2 protein-coding genes are annotated in these 1,120 nt (G+C 40.4%); both read right to left on the bottom strand.

Annotated features, from left to right (window positions below):
• Window positions 1-4 precede the first annotated feature (4 nt).
• Window positions 5-730 carry an IS3 family transposase gene (locus JCM17471_RS13140; RefSeq protein WP_054778175.1) on the bottom strand — a complete coding sequence of 242 codons (726 nt, stop codon included), beginning with the start codon at window positions 728-730 and terminating at the stop codon, window positions 5-7.
• Between the two features lie 31 nt (window positions 731-761).
• Window positions 762-1,040 carry a transposase gene (locus JCM17471_RS13145; protein ID WP_156321731.1) on the bottom strand — a complete coding sequence of 93 codons (279 nt, stop codon included), beginning with the start codon at window positions 1,038-1,040 and terminating at the stop codon, window positions 762-764.
• Window positions 1,041-1,120: the final 80 nt, after the last annotated feature.

Genomic DNA, 1,120 nt, shown 5'->3' on the forward strand with positions numbered 1-1,120 from the left:
CAATTCAAGACCGATTTATCCATTCACGCTTAATCAAGGCATGAAACGACTCAATGCAGGCATTATCCCAAGGATAAGCTTTCTTTGAATAGCTTAATGTCATGTTAGCTGTAACTTGATTGTAAGCTTCAGACGTAAACTGACTACCACGATCACTGTGCATGATTAATGGCTTGCTAATATGGCGACTGTGCTTAGTCTTTTCAATAAGTGGGATGACATTCGATACCTCCAAGGTTTCAGATAAGTCCCAACCAATGATCCGTCGGGAGTACAAGTCCATAATACTGGTTAAATAAACGAATCCGTCATGAACTGGAATATAAGTGGTGTCAATGCACCAAACGGCGTTTGGTCGCAATGGATTGAACTGCTCGTCTAAAATATTTATTAGCTGTTTATCAAACTTAGAATTGCGAGTGGTAGTCGTCCAAGGGGTTAGGTAAACGGCGTGAATGCCAAGTTCACGCATATACTTACCAACAGTTCGTTCAGCGATCTTATATCCTTTTGAGCGAAGTTCTTGGGTGATTTTGCCGGCACCGTAAATACAAAGGCTTTTGAGCCAAATTGCTTTAATTTCACCTTGAATAAACTTCTTCTGAAGCTTTCGCGGTGATTGGTGATTATGACGCTTTTCTCGTTGATAGTAACCACTTCTTGAGATTCCAACATAATCACACATACCATTGATGGAAGGGTGGGATTCCAAAGCGTGCTGAACGTCCATTTCTTGGTATACCTTTTCGGTAGTTACTTGCTCAGAATCCCGATTGATTTTTTAACACTTCGATCGCTCCTTCAGCGTCACGAAGTTGACGCTTTAGTCGTGCAATCTCCTTGTCCTTATCGCTGGCAAAATTACCAGAGCCACGGCCAAACTCCCCAGTCTCAGTAAACAGCTTAATCCATTTATGTAATGTACTAGCCCCAATACCTAGATTCTTACTTATTTCATTCATGGTCATGTGATCCTTGTTATCTAAGTAATACTGAACGGCCTGTTCCTTAAATTCCTTGTCATAACTGTGCTTCGTCATTATTTGATCCTCCAATTTACTTCCTTAATTATACTAAATCAGAGTCTCTATTTAACTTGTACACTTTTTATTCTAGGCCC

The organism is Lacticaseibacillus saniviri JCM 17471 = DSM 24301, from assembly GCF_001311785.1.
Taxonomy (GTDB): domain Bacteria; phylum Bacillota; class Bacilli; order Lactobacillales; family Lactobacillaceae; genus Lacticaseibacillus; species Lacticaseibacillus saniviri.